General features: G+C 62.4%; 14 protein-coding genes. 9 read left to right on the forward strand and 5 right to left on the reverse strand.

All coding sequences use genetic code 11. The annotated features are described in order from the left end of the window. The first annotated feature begins 2 nt into the window (after nt 1-2). The 4 genes from V5E97_RS03345 to V5E97_RS03360 all read left to right on the forward strand — a co-directional run bounded on the left by V5E97_RS03345 (nt 3) and on the right by V5E97_RS03360 (nt 2,464). On the forward strand, nt 3-635 hold the full coding sequence (locus V5E97_RS03345) for a response regulator (RefSeq protein WP_406697860.1): 633 nt from the start codon (nt 3-5) through the stop codon (nt 633-635). Between the two features lie 316 nt (nt 636-951). Next, complete coding sequence (locus tag V5E97_RS03350; RefSeq protein ID WP_406697861.1) at nt 952-1,488, forward strand: hypothetical protein; 537 nt, start codon at nt 952-954, stop codon at nt 1,486-1,488. Between the two features lie 262 nt (nt 1,489-1,750). Further along, a complete protein-coding gene (locus V5E97_RS03355) occupies nt 1,751-2,071 on the forward strand; it encodes a GNAT family N-acetyltransferase (RefSeq protein ID WP_406697862.1) in 321 nt (106 codons plus the stop codon). A gap of 216 nt (nt 2,072-2,287) precedes the next feature. Next, a complete protein-coding gene (locus V5E97_RS03360; protein WP_406697863.1) occupies nt 2,288-2,464 on the forward strand; it encodes a hypothetical protein in 177 nt (58 codons plus the stop codon). 144 nt (nt 2,465-2,608) lie between these two features. Here V5E97_RS03360 and V5E97_RS03365 read toward each other — a convergent pair whose 3' ends face one another. The 3 genes from V5E97_RS03365 to V5E97_RS03375 form a co-directional block, all read right to left on the reverse strand. Continuing rightward, nucleotides 2,609-3,037 (reverse strand): hypothetical protein, encoded by a 429-nt coding sequence (locus tag V5E97_RS03365; RefSeq protein WP_406697865.1) that lies wholly within the window; start codon nt 3,035-3,037, stop codon nt 2,609-2,611. 222 nt (nt 3,038-3,259) lie between these two features. Further along, nucleotides 3,260-3,808: a hypothetical protein gene (locus V5E97_RS03370; protein ID WP_406697866.1), complete on the reverse strand. Its 549-nt coding sequence runs from the start codon at nt 3,806-3,808 to the stop codon at nt 3,260-3,262. 346 nt (nt 3,809-4,154) lie between these two features. Continuing rightward, complete coding sequence (locus V5E97_RS03375; protein WP_406697867.1) at nt 4,155-4,463, reverse strand: transposase; 309 nt, start codon at nt 4,461-4,463, stop codon at nt 4,155-4,157. 210 nt (nt 4,464-4,673) lie between these two features. Between V5E97_RS03375 and V5E97_RS03380 the strand changes: the two genes are divergently transcribed. The 5 genes from V5E97_RS03380 (at nt 4,674) to V5E97_RS03400 (ending at nt 14,174) form a co-directional block, all read left to right on the forward strand. Continuing rightward, complete coding sequence (locus tag V5E97_RS03380; RefSeq protein ID WP_406697868.1) at nt 4,674-7,673, forward strand: DUF1553 domain-containing protein; 3,000 nt, start codon at nt 4,674-4,676, stop codon at nt 7,671-7,673. Nucleotides 7,674-7,754: 81 nt separating this feature from the next. Further along, the gene (locus tag V5E97_RS03385; RefSeq protein ID WP_406697869.1) at nt 7,755-9,047 is read left to right on the forward strand and encodes a DUF1501 domain-containing protein; all 1,293 of its coding nucleotides are present in this window, start codon (nt 7,755-7,757) and stop codon (nt 9,045-9,047) included. A gap of 181 nt (nt 9,048-9,228) precedes the next feature. Next, nucleotides 9,229-10,338 (forward strand): 3-keto-alpha-glucoside-1,2-lyase-like domain-containing protein, encoded by a 1,110-nt coding sequence (locus V5E97_RS03390; RefSeq protein WP_406697870.1) that lies wholly within the window; start codon nt 9,229-9,231, stop codon nt 10,336-10,338. Nucleotides 10,339-10,941: 603 nt separating this feature from the next. Continuing rightward, entirely contained in the window at nt 10,942-11,349 is a 408-nt protein-coding gene (locus tag V5E97_RS03395; protein ID WP_406697871.1) for a BlaI/MecI/CopY family transcriptional regulator, read from the forward strand. Then, nucleotides 11,346-14,174 (forward strand): M56 family metallopeptidase, encoded by a 2,829-nt coding sequence (locus tag V5E97_RS03400; RefSeq protein ID WP_406697872.1) that lies wholly within the window; start codon nt 11,346-11,348, stop codon nt 14,172-14,174. Before V5E97_RS03395 ends, V5E97_RS03400 begins: the two co-directional genes overlap by 4 nt. A 342-nt stretch (nt 14,175-14,516) precedes the next feature. Here the strand turns inward: V5E97_RS03400 and V5E97_RS03405 are convergent, their stop codons facing one another. Then, a complete protein-coding gene (locus V5E97_RS03405) occupies nt 14,517-18,539 on the reverse strand; it encodes a PVC-type heme-binding CxxCH protein (RefSeq protein WP_406697873.1) in 4,023 nt (1,340 codons plus the stop codon). A gap of 39 nt (nt 18,540-18,578) precedes the next feature. Beyond that, the gene (locus V5E97_RS03410) at nt 18,579-18,764 is read right to left on the reverse strand and encodes a hypothetical protein (protein WP_406697874.1); all 186 of its coding nucleotides are present in this window, start codon (nt 18,762-18,764) and stop codon (nt 18,579-18,581) included. Between the last annotated feature and the right edge of the window lie 211 nt (nt 18,765-18,975).

Raw genomic sequence — 18,975 nt, forward strand, 5'->3', positions numbered from 1 at the left:
CCATGAATCCATCGGGCACGATCACCATCCTGGTGGTGGATGACCATTTCGTCGTCCGGAGCGGGCTGGCCGCATCGCTCGGCCTCGAGACCGACCTCACGGTGGTGGCGGAAGCCGAGTGTGGCGAAGAGGTTCTCGCCCTCTACCGCCAACATCGTCCGGCCGTCGTGCTGATGGATTTGATGCTGACGGGGGCCAATGGCATCGGCACCACGGAGCAGTTGCGCGGCGAATTCCCCGAAGCCAAAGTGCTCATCTTTTCTACATTTGCCAGAAATGAAGAAATCTACCAGGCGATGCGGGCCGGGGCCAAGGGATACCTGCTCAAGACCGCGCCGAGGGCGGAGTTACTCAACGCGATCCGCACCGTGGCGGCCGGGAACAGCTACTTGCCTCCCTTGCTCACCGATCGTCTGGCCGAGCGTCTGACGCAGTCGGAGCTGACCCCACGAGAGCGGGAGATCCTCCAACTCATCCGCCAGGGCCGGAGTAATAAAGAAATCGGCGCCGCTCTGTTCATCGCCGAAGACACGGTCAAACGTCATGTCAGCAACTTGATGCAGAAGCTGCAAGCAGGCGATCGCGCCCAGGCCGTCGCCGAGGCCCTGCGCCGGGGCCTGATCTCGCTGGATTGATCCGGCTCCCTGCCTTCCTGACGAGACGCCGAAGTCGGGTGGGCCGTGCCCTCCATGGAAAGGGCTTGGGAACGAGGGCCAGGGCCGCTCGCCTCAAAGGGCATTGTCGTTTTTAGGGAACGGCAGCACAAAGGGGAGGGGAAGACTTCCGATCGAATCGAACCACATAACGAAAACAGATGCTTAAGTCGGATGGAAATTCTGCTCCCAAATCGGTAGAATTGTTCCCTATCGGTCGACAATGGTTGATAATCGTCCGGGATTTCTACCGATCGCGGGATGTCACAAGTCTCATGCAAGCGGAAAGGAGGTGGCGATGAAGACGTTCGACCTGGCAGAGGTACGCAACTTCGCCGCCTACCTCGACTCTCAGATGCGTCTTTGTGATAACGGAGAGGGGATTGAGTGCAGTACCCTGGACATCGCCCTTCAACACTACGCCAAACTTTGCTGTGATTACAGTAATGAAGTTCGGCAGTGGGGTCGGGAGATTTTCACCGGTCGAGTCGCGTTCGATCCCAAGGTTGAGCAGGCGTGGCGAGAGGAAGGCCTGCGGCTGTTTTCCAGAGCACTCGAGATGGCCTCGCACGGCCAGAGCGTCGAGGGGCCTTGCTACATTCTTGATGGGCAGAAGCTTCTGTGGGCGGCCCTCTTTAAACTGCATCGCCTGCTTGACGGGTGGGTCACTCCCAAGCTCGCGGTCGGTCCGTCAGCCCGGCAAGGGCTTGCCCTGAACCCATCGGCGGCCGAAGAAGCCCACCGGCGAATCGATTCGCTGCCGCCGCTGCCCAGGGATTGGCAGCCGGTCGCCCCGCATCAGCAGGCGTTGTATAGAAAGCTTCGGACTTCCTAGCAATCGGGGCGGCTTGCCGCCCCGATTCTCATTCCTCGATTTCATCGAGAATGCCTCACTTCACACCAATTCCCCTCACACCTCTCCCCGTTGATCTCAATAGCCGCGAATTCGCGGCCATATCGAATTGGCCGTATGCAGACGCATTCGTCGGCCGGTTATTGCGAGACGATATCCCCCAGCGGGTCCAGTTCTGTGACGGCCGTGTGTGGGTCTATCGTGATCCGGCGGACCGCCTTGTTGGGTTTGGAACCATCGATGTATGCGACGATTACCGCGATTACACAGCGGGCGTCCTCACCCGTACATCCCACTCTTAGCGGTAAACCCAACGATCCCGAGCCTTGGATACGGCACGTCCATACTTCGGCATCTCATTGATGAGGCGGCCCTTCTTGCATGCCGGCCCGGCGGTTGCTGCGACCGGCTCTTCCTGGACGTATACACTACCAGCGTGAAAGCGATCGACCTTTACAAGAGATCTGGATTCATCAGCTTGACGGACATACCGATTCCGGATCACCAAGAGGCCGACAAGTCGTACATCGTCATGGCTCAGCGGGTGTCCATCGCTCCAGCCTGACCTCTGCAACTGACAGCGGCCAGAGATGAGTGACAGTCGCATCCCAGGATCCTACGAGCGTCACACGGAATAAGGGACCCGCAAAAGTGACTCTGTAACCCCTGATTTTGCGGAACGAAGCGATTCGCTTCCTTAAAAGAGATCAAGAACTCAGACCACCAATTCCTCTTCGCACGCACACCAACACGAAAGTGTTAGCTCAAGATCCCTCTTGGGTTGGATCGACGGGCCGTTCTCGCTCGCGGCCGCAGGACCGTCACCAGTGGGATCCGCGCCGCCGGGCTGAGCGACCACTTCCAGCATTACTACACGGCCATCGCGGCGGCCGGTAAGAAGACCGAGGCCATCGCCGTATACCTCGTGCTCTTGGAAGCCAATCATCTCCGGGCGTGATGAGCTACGGGCAGGCCGTGGCGCCTATCCCCGCCGTTCCCGACTGGGGAGGCAATCATGGTCACCACCCTTTGTGCGGCTTCGAAATGGCAACGGGCGAGGAGATTGCTTCCCCGCCCGCCTGAATTCGTCTGAGACGCTTGGTCAGCGAGGCAGCGAGTACATCCGGCCGTTGATCATCACGCCCGTCCCGCTGGGAGGCTGGATGTAGGGCGAGTAGCCGGGCTGCTGCTGGTAGGGAGCCTGGTAGCTGGGGGCATAGGAGGGTTGGTAGTAACCCTGCCTATTCGCAGGCGTGGCATAACCCGAGTAGCCTGAGGAGTAAGACCGCGGGGCGTACCCGGGGGTGGTCGGCGGGTAATATGACGGCTGTGCATAAGGCTGGCCGTAAACGGGCTGACCGGCGGGATATTGCCCGTATCCTGCCGAAGGGTACTGCCCGTATGCGGGCTGGCCGAACGTGACGGTGGGCGAGCCGCCGCGACCGAACTGGACGTTCATCTGAGCATGCGACGGCGATGAGAAGGCCAGAAAGAGGCCTCCGGCCAGGATCGGTCCAAGGAGTGTCTTCATGGTGTGTGCTCCGTGATCAGCGTGGTGATTGTGAGCACGGCTCCGAGCCATGCTTTCGGTGGGATGGACCTGCATCCCGCGTGCCAAATGCACGGAGTTGCATCTTCTGTGCCGTTGATGCTTGCAAATCAGGGATGGGGTCTCGGATCAGAGGAAAGCTCGCCCCGGCGTTCCGGACACTCGTGCTCGTTCTCTGTGGTCATATCAGGAGATACTGCCTGGCTACGTCGACCAGAGTTTTAATCCCAGGAAGAACATCCAAAGCGCTATCCAAAGCCCACCCACGAGGCGGCCCGCCCTTTCCACCCAATCATCGCGCCACCGAAATCCTTGAAGGCCGCCGATCAACCAAGCCATGAGCACCATAAATCCCACGTTCCATGGCCCAACGAGTGAAATCAGGGAGGTCCGAAGCCAGTTACCCGTAAGCCCCAGTGAGACGTTGCCCCAAAAAGTCGCCCAGTCGATGACGGCCAGAACCGTTCCAAACACGGTCATTGAAAGAATCGCGACACTCGCCAGGAAGCCCGGCTGCCGGGACAGCCTGCGAATGGATGGACGTGGCTGGCGAAATCGTAATATCACGACACCGATGCTCATCACCAGAAGCACCGGGTAAGACGACCCGATCAGGGTGCTCCAGGCATCGTGATTCGCTACGGGAAAGGCCACGAAATCACTGACGAGCAGCCTCCGGGCAAGCCAGACCCCAATGGCGGCAGAGACGCCGAGAATCAGCGCATCGAGCGAGTTGAACGACCGTTTTCCCATTTCGGCTCCGGTCTAAGTTGGGATGACAGATCCGCAATCGGATGGGTCGAAACCGGCAAGATCTCGACCCGGCACGCCAGTTGCTGTACTGAAATCCACCACCTCGAATCAACCCAAACTTTCAAACTCAGCCCCGTCCCGAACAGGAGGTTCGCGATGCGCCTGCATGTTTTTAACAAGCTGCTTGCAGCTTTGGATAAGCCAATGAACCACGAAAAACTCGTCACCCACCGCTATCCCCGCGCCGACTCCGTTTTCTGCACGGACTTTCACTCGAATTGCCGAGTCGGCGAATGGGTGATCCTGGACCAATCCGGCCTGATCGACCTTGAGCTTGGCTATGGCCCTACCGAGGATGCCGCCTGGCAGGACGCCGCAGAGAACCTTGCCTACCAATCCGATGAGGAAGCAATAGCTTGAAGAGATACCCCGGCCCGGCGATCAACTCCTGGCGAGCCTCGGCGTCAGCCGAGGCCGTTCTGGCCAGGCTCTCGAAGATCTTCTCGGCCCCGGTGACGAGTTGCTTCTTCCAGCCGTGGATCAGCGTGGGATGAACGCCGCCGGTTAACTCGTTGATCGTCCGATCCCCCTTCAAGGCCACCAGAGCGACCTGGGCCTTGAACGCTGCTCTGTGGACTTTCCGCTTACCCGCCATTCGTTCCCCTCGTCCGAGCCACCAGTGTCGCTTAACTGAGGGTCCGGATTGCGGGGTCCACTCTAGAACAATCATACTGGCCATGAGCACACCAACACGAAAGTGTTAGCTCAAGATCCCACTTGGGTTGGATCGACGGGCCTCTCTTGTTCGCATACTGTGATTCCATAGACTCACTCCCGCCTTCCAAAACAATCAGCAGGTTCGCCGATGTCATCATCCCCACGACTCCGGCCTCTGGTCGGTGGAATCCTCGTCGCGCTGGGCGTCGTTGGCGGAAGCGGCGCTGGGCCCGATGGCTCAAAGCAGGAGCCACCGCCGGAGCCTGGGCTTCAGGTCGTCCCCGCCGTGGCGAACGATCGGATACCGAAGGACCGGGTGCTGGTGGAGATCTGCGAGGAAGGCGTTCCCGTCGATAACACGTGGTCGCCCAAGGCGCTCGAAGCGAAGGAATGGTATACGGCGGACGCCTTCGGCTTCTCCCGGATCCCGCACAAATATATCGACACCGGGATTCGCGAGGACCGCGCCAACCCGTTTCTGCTCCGAGCCGTGGCGCGAGTGGAGCTGCCGGCCGGAAGCCACCGTCTGCTCCTCCGCGGTCGTGGGGCTTCGCGGCTACTCGTCGATGGCACCTTGCTCTTAAACACTCCCTTTCCGCCCCCCGTCACGGACGGTCACGCGATCATCCCCGACGACAGCCTCAACCTGGCTCCTGACTTTCGGTTCGCTCCACCGGGGAATCGCGAGAGCTGGACCAGCTTCAAGAGCCCGGGAGGGACGCACCTCGTCATTCTCGAAACCATCGTCGGGGGCAAAAAGGGGGGAGTTCGCCGTCCCGAGCCGGGCGAAACGGTCGTCGCGATCGCCACGGAAGGGTCGGAGTCGTTTCGACTGCTCGCCCCGCAGGTCGTCGTGCCCTACAACGACGCCGGCTGGAAGGACTATGCCGCCGGGGAGTCGCTCGCGATCGCGCGGCTCGACGCGGACCGCCGCGCCGCCGCGTTCCAGGAACACGCCACGGAGTGGGAACGACGCCGAGAGCGAGGCCGCGAGTGGCTGAGCACAACGGCCGATCCGGTCGTTCCGGCACTCGCAAAAGACGTCCCGGCTTTCAACGCCATCGATCGCTTCCTCGGCGAGAAGCTGGCCGTGACGACCCGACCGACCGACGAGAAGCGGACGATCGACTTCCCCAAACAGATCCGACCCATCCTCGAAGCCAAATGCTACTCCTGCCACCAGGGGCAAAAGGTGCGCGGAAAGCTCCGGCTCGACCTGAGCGAAGGGGTCAGGAAGGGGGGGGCTTCGGGCGAGCCGGCCGTCGTGCCCGGCCAGCCGGACGAGAGCCTGCTGATGGACCGAGTGACGAGCACCGACGAGCTCGAGGCGATGCCTCCCAAGGGGGATCGTCTCTCCGCTCAAGAGGTTCAACTCCTCAGGCAATGGATTGCGGAGGGGGCCTCGTGGAACTCGTTGCACGAGCAGCCGATCACTCCGCTAACAGACGACCTGCCGTTTCTCCGCCGGGTCACGCTCGACACGGTGGGGGTGATCCCGACCGAGGCCGAGGCCCAACACTTTCTCGCCGACTCCAGCCCGGATAAGCGGGCCCGCGCGATCGACCGCCTGCTGGCCGACCCGCGTTGGGCCGACCACTGGATGGGATACTGGCAGGACGTGCTCGCCGAAAACCCGAATATCTTGAACCCGACCTTGAACAACAGCGGCCCGTTCCGCTGGTGGATCTATGAGTCACTGCTCGATAACAAGCCGGTTGACCTGTTCGTGACCGAGCTGATCCGGATGCGCGGCAGCCTCAGCCTGGGCGGCCCGGCCGGTTTCGCCATGGCCTCGCAAAACGACGTCCCGATGGCCGAGAAGGCCGTGATCGTGAGTGCGGCCTTTCTCGGCGTCCAGATGAAGTGCGCCCGCTGCCACGACGCCCCCGCGCACCAATCCACCCAGCAAGATCTTTTTGAGCTTGCCGCACTCCTCGGGGAAAAGCCGATCAAGCTGCCGACGACGAGCAGCGTCCCCCTCGACAAGCTCCACGGCCAGGGCCGTAAGTCGTTGATCAAGGTCACGCTCGCGCCTGGGACCGTGGTGAAACCGGCCTGGCCGTTCCCGGAATTCGCCCCGGCGGACTTGCTCGCGGCCGACCTCCCGAAAGACGCGACCCCTCGCGACCGCCTGGCCGCCCTGATCACGGGGCCTGGCAACGAACGGTTTGCCCAGGTGATCGCTAACCGGGCCTGGAAGCGTCTGATGGGCCGAGGGCTGGTGGATCCCGTGGACGATTGGGAGAAGGGCACCCCCTCCCATCCTGAATTGCTCCGTCACCTGGGCCGCGAGCTGGTCCGCGACGAGTTCGACCTGAAGCGGCTCGTCCGCCTGATCCTGAACTCGCACGCCTACCAGCGCGCGTCGGACCTCGCCCTGACGGAGACCAGCGAGAGCTTCGCCGCCCGGGCCCAACGGCGGCTCTCGGCCGAGCAGATCGTCGACTCCCTCTTCCACGCGACCGGCAAGCCGCTCGAAACCGAGGAGGTGAATCTCGACCTCGACGGCCGTCGGGCCGTCACCAACTCGATCAACCTGGGCAAGCCGCGTCGGGCCTGGCAGCTCGCCTCGACGTCGAACGAACGGGACCGACCGAGCCTGGCACTGCCACGAGTCCAGGCTGTCATCGACGTCCTCGAGGCGTTCGGCTGGCGTCCCTCGCGGCAGGATGCGGTCACAACGCGGGACACCGCCCCCAACCTGATCCAACCCGCCGTCCTTGCGAACGGCACGATGGGCGTCTGGCTAACCCGCCTCTCGGACGACCATGGGATCACCGCGCTCGCCCTGGAGGATCAGCCGCTCGATCGCCTGGTGGATCGACTCTTTCTGCGAATTTTGACGCGCCGACCGACCGATGAGGAACGAAAGTCCGTCGTTGCCTATTTGGAAGACGGCTACTCCGATCGCAGGCTCGAACCAGCCGCACCGGCCCCCGGGACCGCTCCCAAGGAGCGCCGGGCACAGCGATACGTCTCGTGGTCGAACCATCTGACCGAGGAGGCGAACCGGATCAAGGTCGAGCGCCAGGCCGAGGCCAGACGAGGCGACCCGCCGACCGATCGGCTCGACGCGTCCTGGCGCGGCCGGCTCGAGGATGTGCTCTGGACCATGCTCAACTCCCCCGAATTTCTCTTCACGCCTTGATTGGTCGAGGTGGGCATGCCCCACTCGACGCGACCTGATCGGACATGACCGCATCGAACATGCTTTGGGGAAGAGATTTTTATGGAAGCCGAATCTCCCATGTTCAACCGTCGCGCCTTCCTGGCGGCCGCCTCGGCCTCGCTGTCGACCACGGCCTTGCGGGCCGTGCCGTGCCTGGGCGAGTCGACGGCCCCGTTGAAGGGCAAGGCGGATCATTGCATCTTCATCTGGCTGGGCGGCGGCATGTCCCAGCTCGACACGTTCGACCCGAAGCGGGTGGGCGTCCCCAAGAAGCGCGAGGCGGGATCGGCCTACCAGGCGATCGCGACGGCGGTGCAGGGGGTGCAGGTCTCTGAGCACCTCAAGCGCACCGCCCCGTTGATGGACCGGATCACGGCCGTGCGGACGGTGAACCACAAGGTCATCGACGAGCATGCATTCGCCACCAACCTCGTTCACACGGGGCGGCCGACAGGGGGCACGCTCATCTTCCCTTCGGTCGGTTCCGTCGTCGCGCACGAGCGCGGAGCGGCCACCGAGGGGGTGCCCGCCTACGTCTTGATCGGGTATCCGAACGTGAGCCGAGGGCCTGGGTTCCTTGGTCCCAAGGCCGGTTACGTCTACCTGACCGACACCAAGGCCGGCCCGGCCGGGTTCTCGCGTCCCGAGGACGTGGACGTCGAACGCGCGACGGCCCGAACCCGGTTGCTCCAGTCGATCGGCCGCGAGGCCGCCAAGGCCGCGCCGGTCGCGGAATACGACCAGACCGTCGCCGAAAGCCTCCGCCTGACCGGTCCCAAGTTCATGCAGGTTTTCAATCTTGAGAACGAATCGAGCAGCCTCCGCGAAAGCTATGGGGGAGAGTTCGGCCAGCGCTGCCTGCTCGGCCGCCGCCTGATCGAGTCCGGCGTCCGGTTCATCGAGATCTCGCACAATCTCGGCTTCCTCAACGGCACCGGTTGGGATACCCACAACGAAGGTCAGCTCAAACAGCACTTGCTCATCCAGGAACTCGACTCGGCCCTGGCGACGCTGATCACCGACCTGGAGCAACGCGGCTTGCTCGACAGTACGCTCATCGTGATCGGCACCGAGTTCGGCCGTCCCGCCCAATTCGACGCAGGAGGGGGGAGGGGACACCAAGGGACCGCATTCAGCCTGGTCCTCGCTGGCGGCGGCCTGCGACACACCGGCGCCCACGGCGTCACCGATGAGCTGGGCAAGCTGCCCCTGGAAAACCCCGTCTCCGTGCCCGACTTCCACGCCACGATCTACGCGACGCTCGGGATCGACACCACGAAGTCGCTCAGCGGCGGTCCCCGCCCCGTGCCAATCACCGACGGCGGCCGACCGATCCCTCAGTTCTTCGGATAAGCCAAAACCAGATCCAAAGGGAAGCGGCACTCTTGCGGCGAGCGTCAGAAGGATGCTCGCCGCAAGAGTGCCGCAAGTCTCTTGGCCGGATCGCCCGGATCATCAAGCCCTGGCATCTCCGTCGTGGACTCGGGAGAATGTGGCAAACCCACAAGAACTTCCGGCCCGGGAGCTGCCACGCATGCCTCTCTCTCCACGATCCAAGATCGCTTGCCCCTTCGTCATCGCCCTTTCCGGCCTCATCGCCTGCCTGGCGGCCGACGGAGTGCGCACCGGAGCCCCGGTCACACGTTGGCGACAACATGACATCCAGCGCCCGAAGCCTCCGGTCGTCGAACCCTCCGAAGCAGGGGTCGTGACGAAGCCCCCGAAAGACGCGATCGTCCTGTTCGACGGCACGAGCCTCGACGCATGGAAGTCCCCTTCGGGAAAGCCATGGAAGGTGGTCGACGGCACAATGGAGACGGTCCCGGGCTCCGGGATGATCGAGACGAAGGGGAAATATGGCGATATCCAGCTCCACATCGAGTGGGCCGCCCCCAATCCGCCCCACGGCAAAGGGCAGGACCGCGGCAACAGCGGGATCTTCCTGATGGGCCAGTTCGAGATCCAGGTGCTCGACTCCTACAAGGCCGAAACCTATGCCGACGGCCAGGCAGGGGCAATCTACGGCCAATACCCCCCGCTGTTCAATGCGTCGCGCCCGCCCGGCGAGTGGCAGGCGTTCGACATCGCGTTCCGCCGCCCCCGGTTCGATTCCTCAGGCGCACTCCTCGAGCCGGCAAACATCACCGTCTTCCACAACGGAGTTCTGGTGCAGAATAACGAGGAGCCGTTCGGTCCCACCTCCTGGCTCAAATGGCTCCCTTACGAGAATCAAGGCGATCGTGGGCCAATCACGTTACAGGACCACAATCATCCCGTCCGTTACCGCAACATCTGGCTCCGCGAACTCCCCGAGCGCCCCGCCCCCAAAGCCGTCGTCGACCGGCCGAAAATCGTGGCTGTCGCAACGGACGTACTGGACAAATACACGGGCCAGTACCTCTTGAACCCAGATGCGAAGCCGAACTCTCCCAAGGCCACGATCGCACGCGAAGGCGATCATCTGACCATCTCGTTCCCCTTCCGACCCAGGCCGCTCGTCCTCGAACCGATCTCGGAAACTCAGTTCGACATGCCCTACACCGACGGCCGGTTCACCTTCCACAAAGACGACGCCGGCCAGGTCACGGGCGTCCATTTCCGAATCGGTGACGGCGAACGGAAACTGACCAAGCTCAACCCCTGAGCGATCGGGGTGCCCCCCCTTACGCCCCTGGCATTCCACAGCCATTGACTTGCCGTTGGTTAACGACGATCGCGAAGCCACAGGACACATTCCACGAGCACGCCCCGACCCCCGAAGTCGAAGTCGTCTCGTCGACCTCTTGTGGCTTCGCCACCGATTGGCTGCAATTTGCGAGTCAGTCGCAAAGAAACCGGGCCCTCTGTTTGCCCCGGAGGCCGAAATTCGCGGGAGAAACTCGTTCCCACGCTCCTGCGTGGGAATGCCGTCCTGGCCGCTCCGCGGCCCTACCCGCCGGGGAAGACGACGCGGAGCGTGGGAACGAGATCCTTGTATCCTTGCTACAGTCTCCAATTTGCGGGCATTGCGAACGAAAAGTAACGTAAGCCCCCACCGCTTGAACCCTCCCCTCCTGCAAACTCAGGCGCTCCGCCCGCGTTCCTCTCAAACTCGCATCACATTCCTGAAATCAAATTCCAGGTGATCGCCCGCGGTCCCCGGGGAAGCCACCCAACACGCCAGTCACATACCCCCTTGACAATTCGTTCTAATTCTACAAAATGCAAATCATCCTGATTGGGGCCCACAACGAGGAGCCGAATCCCGATGGCCAGACCGCCCAGCGCCCATCCGACCGACGCGGAACTGGAGATCCTCAAAATCCTCTGGGATGTCGGGCCGGCCGAGTTGGGGCCCATTGTCACCTCGCTCAACCTGGGACGAGCGGTGGCCACGACCACCGTCGCCACCACGCTCAAAATCATGATGCAGAAGGGGTGGGTCGAGCGTCGGCAAGGGGAGCGAGGCTACCTCTGGGCCGCCCTGGTCACCCAGAAGGATGCCACCTCGGGCTTACTCCGAAAACTCCTCGATCGCGCCTTCGACGGCTCGGCCGGACGGCTCGTGGCTCGGCTCGTGGAGGACGGGGCGCTCAGTGAGCGTGATCGCGAAGAGATCCGCCGCTTGCTGGACGCGGACGCCGCCCCAAAAACAGATCGAGGGAGGCGGCCATGACGATCACGGCGTTAACGGACTCGCGGCCCTGGTTGCTGGCCGGCTGGACCATGCTCCACTTCTTCTGGGTCGGCGGGCTGATCGGGCTGGCGGTGGCTCTGTTGCGGCGGACGCTCCGAAGGGCGCGCCCGGAAGTCCGCTATGGGGTCGCCATTCTCGGACTCGCGGTGATGGCAATCGCACCCGTCATGATTGCCTCGATCCTGGTCCTTGCCTCGCGTCCGATCAACCGGCAGCCTGTTTCCCGACCGTTCACACAGGCTCCCATGTCTGAACTTGCGGATGTTCCCCCCTCGATGGCGCTGTCGCAGCCACCTGAGTTCCCCAACGCGGCTCCGCCAGATTGGCCGCATCCGGTCACGACGACAGGGCCAATCGCCCCGAAACAACAGATTCTGGTCGTCGCGGCGCGAGGGCTGCCCGGGCTCTGGCTGGTTGGGGCCCCGGCGACGTTCGCCCTGCTCGCCACCGGTTTGATCGGCACCGAACGACTCCGTCGCCGGAGCCATTCCTTGACCGAGGGGGAGATTCCCGAACTGTGCCGCCGCCTGGCCACCGCGCTCGGACTCGTCCGCCCGGTCGCCCTGGGGGTCTGCGATCGCCTGATGACGCCGGTTCTCCTCGGGGTCGTTCGCCCGCTGATCTTGCTCCCGACCTCGGCATTAACCGGCTGGAGCCCCGAACAGGTCGAGATGGCTCTGCTCCATGAACTGGCCCACGTTCGCAGGCTCGATAACCTCGTCAACCTCATCCAACGGACGATCGAGGCGGTGCTCTTCTTCCACCCGGCGGTCTGGTGGGTCTCAGGTTGGGTCCGCCTGGAGCGGGAGCATTGCTGCGACAAGCTGGTCATCGCCCACACGGGGCGGGCTCGCCCCTATGCTGAGCTATTAGCCGCGCTGGCCATGCCGGGCAGGTCTCCCAGCCGAGCCGCCGTGGCCATGGCCGAGGCGCCCATCGTCGACAGGATTCGCCGCATCTTAAACCTCGAGGACCAATCCATGCGACTCTCACGTTCGTTCGTCGCCTTGGTGGCCGGTCTTTTGATCGCGCCGGCCGTGGTGATCACGTCTCAAGCCGGCCCCCCAGACCAGGCGAAAGAGCAGCCGTCCGCTCCCTTGGGGACGAGTCCAAAGAGAGACGCTCGATTGGAACCGATTCTCCAACGTGCGGTGCATGACGCTGAAAGCCTCACATCACCGCGAGAGCAAGCCCGCGCCCTGACTCGGATTGCAGGAGTCCAGGCACGAACCGGGGACCGGGACGGATCGCGTCAGACCTTCGCAAAGGCCGTTGCACTCGCCGAAACCGTGGCACTAAGTGCCCCTCGAACGGCCCCGCTCTTCCTCTTCAAGGTTTTCAACGCTTACTTACCTGACTATTCATTTGACAAAGCGAACGATTTGCTCGCGATCCTAGAAAGATTCCCCGCGGTGATCGACACTGATGTGTCTCAATACTCTCCTCACATCCTGCTCTGGGTCGCACAAGCCCAGGCAAAAGCTGGCTTCCGCGACGAAGCGATCGGATCGTTACGAAAGCTCCTTCGGATCGCCCAACTACCCGCCGAGAACGACTACGGTAAGATCGAGCTCTTCGAAGAAACGATGAAGGCCCAGGTGAAGCTGGATAACAAAGAGGGAATCCGCGAAACGCTCCGAACGGCCAACCAATTTTACACAACCACAAATGACAAGTTCATCAAACTCTATGCCCCACAAGCGATCGTAACCTTACAGGCGGAATCGGGGGATCTCGCTGGAGCATTCAATCTCATCAACCAATTCGCAATTTTCAAAGAACCACACAATGAGACCCGACGCCGCGAAGCCCTCTTCGCCATCGTTGCGAAGGTCAAATCAGGCGACGAAAAAGTGGCTATCCCCATCCTTAGAGAGGCGGTTCAATCGATCGGGCCGGTCAAGTCCCCGTTCCCAAAGCAGGGTTCGACGGCCCAAAGCATGGAGTTGAAAACCATTGCCGAGGCCGAGGCACGCTTAGGTCATTTCGCCGAGGCAATTAAGCATGCCCACCAGATCAACACGCTGCAGGAGACTTCATCAAAGGAGACTTTACCAAAAAGGCTACCTTACGATATCAAAACGCTACAGGAAACTTTGCCAAAGGGGACTTTGCCGGATGATGCTTTATCGAAAAAACTAGGGATCCGCAATCACGAAAAATCCATAAAAGCGCGTACCTTTGCCTTTATCGGCGAAGCACAGGCGAAAGCACGAGACCGAGCCGGGGCAAAACAATCGGCCGAGGAAGTTGCAAGCATTGCCCTGACGATGGTGGATAACTTACAGAAAGATGGAGCGCTAGAGCGGGCGTCGACAATATTGGCCAAAGAAGGAGACCTCGAGGGAGCCTTTCGGCTCGCGGATATGATGACGCCAGATCGAAACCCGAATCAGTACATGGGAATTTCTCGGATTCAGCGAGAATCAGGCGACAATGCAGGAGCCCAGAGAACCCTGGACGCGGCGATGCGGAAACTCCAGCCGAGATTCGACGCCCTCGATCCCAATCAACCCGAGCGTCCCTCAACCCTCGAATCCGAGCATGATCGGCTCCTGAGACAGATGAGTTGGATCCAATCGGCACAGGGCAACCTGAAAGGAGCCCTCAAGAGCGCTCAGCAAATCAATGTAAGCACCGTTCGAGTTCGCGTGATGACGGACTTAGCCAGGCATCAAGCGATGGCGAACGATCTGGAAGGAGCCATGGAGGTCATTGGCAAATTCGAGTCGCCGAAACTCGAAGCCGAGGCGCTTGAAGCCGTCCTAGATGCCTTTCCACAACGCGAAACATTAAAGAACTAACAACGCATTCTTCGATACGTCGACGCCACGAAAAACGTTGCCCATCAAGACCGTTCACAGGATCAACGAAGAGAAGGCGAAGCTCGCAGCCCTGAAGCCACTGACGCAGGCTCAGGCCTCGGCAAAGGAACGGGACGGGGCGATGGATGTGGTCGAACAGATCAAGGATCCGAAGAATGAGGCTGAGGCTCTACAGACAGTCTTGGCATCCCTCCCGCTGCGTCAAGGTGGCCGTCAAGTAGGGGACGTGCGCACAAAAGGAGGGCGGGACTACCCAACGAAAACGCCGAGGTCGATGACCTCGGCGTGTGGAGTTCGTTTCGTCCTGAAGCGGAGCGCCGATCACGGCGCGGCGGAGATCGGCGTGGCGGGCTGGCCTGTGGGGACCAGTTCAAGCCGAAGATCCTTGTAGCGGACTTCGGTCGGGCCCCCCGAGTGGAGTTGGAAGGCGAAGATCCCGCGGCGGGCACCGGTGGGATCGTCGAGATCGGCACACAACTGACCGTTGATCATCGTCTTGATCTTCGACCCCACGGCGACGATCTCATAAGTATTCCACTCGCCCAGCTTGACATGACGCTCCCCTGACTCTTTCCAGAGCAGGCCCCGGCCCAACTCCTCGTAGACCTTGCCCCACCAGTCGGGGCCGATGTCGGCCTGGTATCCTTTGACCTCGTCATTGGGAGCGGGCTGGCTACGGAACTGGATGCCGCTATTCCCTTGGTTGGCGACGAGCTTGACTTGCACGGTCAGCTTGAAGTCGGAGCAGAGCAGGTCGGAGCGGAGGAACGTATTGTGCTTGAGGCCGGTCGTCTTGCCGACGATCTCGCCGTTCTCGACCGACCAGAGGGCCGGCTCCCCTTGCCAGCCGGTCAGGTCGCGGCCATTGAAGAACGAGGTGACATTCTCCGCCGTGGCGAGCATCGGCCCCTGCGCGGGGCTCGCGAGATAGGCGACGAGAGAGCGGACCTCGTGGTCGCTGAGTTGCGAAAGCAAGTCGTCGGGCATCATCGACTTGTCGCTCGGCCGCCGGTCCTCGACCTCGGTCTTGGGAACGGTGACCGTCTCGTTGGCGGTCACGATCGTCAGGGCGTCCTTGTCTTCGTCCCGGAGGATGCCGGTGAGGACTCGGCCGTCGGCGGTCGCGATGACGTGGGCCAGGTAGTCCTTGCCAATCAGGGCGCTGGGGTCGAGGACGTTCGAGAGCAGGTAGTCGAGGTCGGAGCGGTTCGACCCGGTCAGTTCGGGACCAACCTTGCCCCCAACGCCAAACAAGGTGTGACACTGCTGGCAGGTCTTGGCGAAGACAGCGCGACCGAGCGCGAGGTCAGGAGCCTGCCTCGGGCGAGCGGCCAGTTTCGCCTTGGTGGTGGCGATCAGCTTGACCTTATCCTCGGTCGTCTCGCGAACCTCGCCCCAGTGCTTGGAGATCAAGGCATCCACATCCTTGTTTTCATGGTTGCGTAGCTGACGAATCAGGTCGGCGGAGAGGTCGGTGGGGGGAATCGTTCCTTGCCCCACGGCCGCCAGCAGGGGACGAGCGAAATCGAGCCGCGCAGCCAGGGTATTCAGGGCATCGCGTCGCTCGAGCGGGGTGAACTTCGGATAGCCGCTCAGCACGAACTCCGGGGTCTTCGGATCGTCGAACGCCGCCAGGGCGCGGAGGGCAGGGCTCCGGAACGCCGGGTCGGCAATCAGGGCCTGCAAGCTCGGAACGGCTCCCGCGTCCTTGACCTTGAGCAGGGCGGCCAGCGCATTCTGTCGAAGCGCAACCTCCGCGTGAGGGTCGGCCAGCGTCTTCCGCATCGACTCGAGGGCCGCCACGTCTCCGAAGGTCACGCCCAGGGAGGTCGAGAGCGAGCGGACCCCGGGGTTGTCCGACTTGGCCAGCTTGGCGAACGCCGAGGACCAGGCAGCGGGGCGATCGACCTGACGACGCCCCCTGAGCGCGTCGTTCAAGCCCTGCAAGAGCGCGAGTTGAACCTCGGGCCGGTCGACTCGCTCCAGGTTCATGACGAGCAAGGCGATGGCTTCGGGGGTTCCGATGGCCCCGATCCGTCGGGCCATGAACGGTAAGAGAGTCGGAATCTTGGCCTCGATCGCCAACTTGAGGGCGCGAGCGGAGTCAGCGACGGCCAGCGGCTCGGCCGCGTACCACTCCATGAGGGGTAGGTTATGATCGCTTGCGTCCTCACTCCGCTGCGTGAGCGCCTCGAGAATTTCCCAGCGATCGGCAACCGGAATCCGCTGAAGGGCCGAGGCGAGATAGAGCCGAACGACCGGAGACGCGTCGGTCCTGGCACGCTCGACAAGCTGGTCCAGGACTGGCTTCGATGGCGCCTCTTCGCAAGCGAACTGGATCGTCCAGGCGCGAAGGTAGGGGTCGCGATCGCCAAGGAACGCCAAGATCTCTTTCTCACCAAGCCCACCGGCAGCTTGCAAGGCCCAGAGACCACGGAGCCGGTGAATCGGGTCCTTGTCATTGTCAACCAAGGCGTGCAGGGCCTGGCGGACCTCAGGCTTCGCCCCTCGCTCTTGCAGGATCCGCCGCGCGTGGCGGGCGAAGAAGTCGTTGGGATGCTTCTGGAACCCGACCAAACTCGCGTCCGTCTCTTTCCCGAGGTTGACCGGCGTGTGAGTCGACCCTTGATACGAAACCTTGTAGATTCGCCCATTCGTGCGGTCGTGAATGGTCATGGTACGGTCGTGGCACTGCTGGCGGTCGTACCAGTCGATGAAGTAGACCTGGCCGTCGGGCCCGTACTTGAGGTTGATGATCTGCGACCAGCTATCGTTGGCCAGCAGAAAGTCGGGGGCATGCTGACCGACGAAGCCGGAGCCTTTGGGAACGAGGACGTCGCGGTTCAAGCGCCCGCCGTGGATGTTGTTCATGAACAGCGAGCCACGATAGGACTCCGGCCAGGCCCCACCGAGGTAGATCATCGCACCGGCGTGCGCATGGCCGCCGCCGGCGTCGCCCGATCGGCCATTCCCCGCGTGCGGGTTGGCGCCGAGGTAGTGGCGGTGATCGGCAATCGTCTTGATGTCGTCATAGGTGTAGGGATTGAAATGCGGACCGGCCTGGCGTTCGTAGCGTCCCCCTTGGATCATCTGGTAGAGGTGCGGGATCACGCAGGCGGTCTCAAAGGCCTGGCCGTGCTCGTCGAAGTCGATGCCCCAGGGGTTGCTGGTCCCTTGCGAGAAAACCTCGAACTGATGCTTCGTCGGATGATAGCGCCAGATCCCGGCGTTGATCGGGACTCGCTTCGCATCCGGGGTACCGGGCTTGCCGACGCGTGAGTGGGTGAAGACGCCATGACAGCCGTAGAGCCAGCCGTCAGGACCCCAGGTGAACGAGTTCAAGGTCTCGTGCGTGTCCTGGTATCCCCAGCCGTCGAGCATGACCTGGGGAGGGCCGTCGGGCCGGTCGTCGCCGTCCTTGTCGGGGATGAACAAGAACTGAGGGGCGGCTCCTACCCAGACCCCACCGAAGCCGACCTCCAGGCCGCTGACCAGGTTCAGCTTGTCGGCGAAGACCTTTTTCGAGTCGAACTTACCGTCGCCGTTGGTGTCTTCAAAGATCAAGATCGAGTCATGCGCCTGATCGTCCGGCAGGCGAATGGGATACGAGTGGGCCTCGGCGACCCAGAGGCGGCCTCGGTCGTCGATGGTGAAGCCGATCGGCTGATGGATATCGGGCTCACCGGCGAATAGCGTGACCTTGAACCCGTCGGGCACCGTCATGGCGGCGGCCGCCTCGGCCGGGGGAAGGCCGGCGTGGAGAAAGGCATCCGCCGCCGCAACCACCCGGCGAGGGTCGGCGGCGGGGCGGGTCGCATGGAGCCGAAAATCATCGAAGTTGAGGTGGCCCCAACCACCGCTCTGCTTGTCCACCAGCCGGACGAAGAGTTCCTGACCACGATACGGAGTCAGGTCGACGACCACACGTTTCATCTCCTCGGTATCATCCCCCGAGACACGTGAGACGACTTGCCCGTTATCCTTGCGAACCAGTTGCACGCAGGTCTCCGGGAACGAACCTCCTCCCACGAGGAAGCTCGCGAACGGTTGGGTCACCGAGAACGGCAAAGAGGTCAAGGTGCCTTGCGGCCGGTCGCCGTTGCGTTCGTAACTCCCCACCCAGTACTGGCCGGCATGCCCGCTCTTCATGTCCGAGCGTCGCGCGGCGACCACATCCCCTTGGATCGGCTGGCCGGTGAACGCGTCTCCCTCCACCGTCCAGTCTTTGAGCGACCCGGCCTCGAAGTCGAGGTTCAAGGTGCGTCCTCTGACGTCGGCTGGCGTGACGCCAGGGTCGGCCCCTTCCGACTGGGTCGAGAAGAGCAGGGCAGGAGAATCAACCATAACCGGATCCGATCATGACCCATCATTCGTGATCGCCTCTCATCGTTCCATAGTGGGGAAACGTCTGGGCTGTTCGATCGGCCGCCCCCTCGGCCCCGTCACCGAGAGGCGTGTCGCCCCAGGAAATCGCTCCTGGGCGAGTTCGCGGATGCCGCAGGCAAACTCTTTGAGGATACCGCTTGCCTTGCTCCAGGTCAGCAGCGCACTTCCGTTTACAGCCATCATGACTTCTTCACGCGGTCGACTTCATGAAGGTGAGGGGAGGATTCGCTCACCACCAGCCACATCCCATGCAAAGCTTCGCCGAACCCGTTTCTCCCTACGGCAATCCGATCGGCCATGGCATCATCGTCGGCCTGACAATTCCCGTGGGGTGGGCACGGCCCACCATCTTAACCGCCGCTCTGGCATGGAGATAGGGATGGTGAGCCGTGCC

This window comes from Singulisphaera photorubra (assembly GCF_045290345.1).
In the GTDB taxonomy this organism is placed as follows: domain Bacteria; phylum Planctomycetota; class Planctomycetia; order Isosphaerales; family Isosphaeraceae; genus Singulisphaera.

Bases quoted from the DNA above. Each gene is read 5' to 3' on its own strand.
- V5E97_RS03365 (WP_406697865.1), bottom strand. From the start codon at position 3,037: ATGAAGACACTCCTTGGACCGATCCTGGCCGGAGGCCTCTTTCTGGCC.
- V5E97_RS03385 (WP_406697869.1), top strand. From the start codon at position 7,755: ATGGAAGCCGAATCTCCCATGTTCAACCGTCGCGCCTTCCTGGCGGCC.
- V5E97_RS03355 (WP_406697862.1), top strand. From the start codon at position 1,751: ATGCGACGATTACCGCGATTACACAGCGGGCGTCCTCACCCGTACATC.
- V5E97_RS03395 (WP_406697871.1), top strand. From the start codon at position 10,942: ATGGCCAGACCGCCCAGCGCCCATCCGACCGACGCGGAACTGGAGATC.
- V5E97_RS03350 (WP_406697861.1), top strand. From the start codon at position 952: ATGAAGACGTTCGACCTGGCAGAGGTACGCAACTTCGCCGCCTACCTC.
- V5E97_RS03375 (WP_406697867.1), bottom strand. From the start codon at position 4,463: ATGGCGGGTAAGCGGAAAGTCCACAGAGCAGCGTTCAAGGCCCAGGTC.
- V5E97_RS03405 (WP_406697873.1), bottom strand. From the start codon at position 18,539: ATGGTTGATTCTCCTGCCCTGCTCTTCTCGACCCAGTCGGAAGGGGCC.
- V5E97_RS03390 (WP_406697870.1), top strand. From the start codon at position 9,229: ATGCCTCTCTCTCCACGATCCAAGATCGCTTGCCCCTTCGTCATCGCC.
- V5E97_RS03370 (WP_406697866.1), bottom strand. From the start codon at position 3,808: ATGGGAAAACGGTCGTTCAACTCGCTCGATGCGCTGATTCTCGGCGTC.
- V5E97_RS03380 (WP_406697868.1), top strand. From the start codon at position 4,674: ATGTCATCATCCCCACGACTCCGGCCTCTGGTCGGTGGAATCCTCGTC.
- V5E97_RS03345 (WP_406697860.1), top strand. From the start codon at position 3: ATGAATCCATCGGGCACGATCACCATCCTGGTGGTGGATGACCATTTC.
- V5E97_RS03410 (WP_406697874.1), bottom strand. From the start codon at position 18,764: ATGATGGCTGTAAACGGAAGTGCGCTGCTGACCTGGAGCAAGGCAAGC.
- V5E97_RS03400 (WP_406697872.1), top strand. From the start codon at position 11,346: ATGACGATCACGGCGTTAACGGACTCGCGGCCCTGGTTGCTGGCCGGC.